This is a genomic window from Paraburkholderia sp. GAS448 (assembly GCF_050435685.1).
Taxonomy (GTDB): domain Bacteria; phylum Pseudomonadota; class Gammaproteobacteria; order Burkholderiales; family Burkholderiaceae; genus Paraburkholderia.
In genome coordinates this window covers 1-1,599 of the sequence record NZ_JBNDKT010000139.1, presented here as the reverse complement: position 1 = coordinate 1,599, position 1,599 = coordinate 1, and the positions used below count along the sequence as shown (strand labels likewise).

Genomic DNA, 1,599 nt, shown 5'->3' with positions numbered 1-1,599 from the left:
AGCGCTGTCCACCGGCAAATGAGCCTGGACAGCATATTGGGGGATTTTCGGGATACGTTTCCACCGGCGAATGAGCCTGAGGCAAATCGGGAGCCTGCCGATGCGCGGCGGGCGCGCGGGAATGGTTGATCATCCACCGGATGGTCTTCAACTTGAACGAAACCCAGATCCGCACCCTGGAGCAGGTGCGCGCCGTACTCGACGGCACTAGCGAGCTGGAATTCACGATTACGGCGAACGCGCAAGCGCGCTGCGAATGGATCGAGAAGGTCCTCAAGCGCTTCAGCTATGGGCGTCTCAAACGTGCTGACAAGGGGCTGGTCCTGCGCTACCTGAACCGCTTCAGCGGCTTCAGTCGCGCGCACATCACCCGGCTCGTACAACGCTGGCTGGATGGCGAGTCGCTGGCACGACGCAAACGCCCGCCCACCAACGCGTTTGCCCGGCACTACACCGAGGTGGACCTGGACGCGTTGGCCGATGTCGAGCGCGAATACGGACGCCTGTCGGGACCGGCCACCGTGGCTGTACTGCGCCGCATGTACCGTGAATATCGCGATGAACGCTTCGTCCGCCTGCAGCATCTGTCGTCATCGCACCTCTACAACCTGCGCCGCTCGGAAACCTACCGGGCCCGCCACACCGTACGTACGAAGACGCGCAGCGATCCGAAGGGCGCAGCCATTGCCGCGCGGCGGGCGCCCACACCGGAGAACCGGCCGGGTTTCATTCGAATCGACAGCGTCCATCAGGGCAACCTGAACGGCCGCCGGGGGCTCTATCACATCAACGCCGTCGACTGCGTGACCCAGTGGGAGGTCGTGGCAAGCGTGGAGACGCTCTCTGGCGAGCACGTGTTACCCGTGCTGCGTGAGATGCTGGATCAGTTCCCGTTCGAGATTCTCGGCTTCCATTCGGACGGCGGCAGCGAGTACATAAACGCAGAGGTCGCGCGACTGCTCAAGGAGCAGCAGATCGACTTCACCCGATCCCGCCCCCGGCATTGCAACGACAATGCACTGGCCGAATCCAAGAATGGGAATGTGGTGCGCCGCCAGTTCGGCTACTCGCATGTGCCCGCCACGCGCGCCGGGCAGTTCAACGAATTCTGTGCCGAATATCTGAATCCCTTCCTGAACCTACACCGGCCGTGCCTGTTCGGCACCGAAGTGCCGGACGTGCGCAAGCCCGGTCGCACCCGCCGCATTCATCGACGTGAAGACGTGATGACGCCGCTGGAGAAACTGCTCAGCCTGCCCAACGCGGCAAGCTTCCTGCGTGACGGCATCACGACCGACAGCCTGCTCGGGGAGGCTCGCAGCATGACGGACATTGAAGCTGCACGTCTGACTCGCCGCGCCCGGGAAGAACTGATGGACGGCGTCGCGATGGAAGTACGCAGATTCAGGGACGTCTGGAGCTATGCCGGGGGTGATGCCGCCTGATCTGGCGCAGGGGAAGCCGCTACGGGCTACGCCCTCCGCGGCTTCCCCTGCGCAACACTCACGAACACTTACGTCCTAAAATCACGTTTCCTCTAACGATCAATCATTCCGACAACCCGGTCTCTCCAGGCTCATTTCGGTATTGGAAAACTCT

The 1,599-nt window shown here is 62.5% G+C and carries 1 protein-coding gene; it reads left to right on the top strand.

All coding sequences use genetic code 11. The features are described 5' to 3' along the window. The first annotated feature begins 125 nt into the window (after positions 1-125). Positions 126-1,445, top strand: coding sequence for a DDE-type integrase/transposase/recombinase (locus P3T23_RS47630; RefSeq protein WP_429322945.1), 1,320 nt, complete (start codon positions 126-128; stop codon positions 1,443-1,445). The last annotated feature ends 154 nt before the right edge of the window (positions 1,446-1,599 follow it).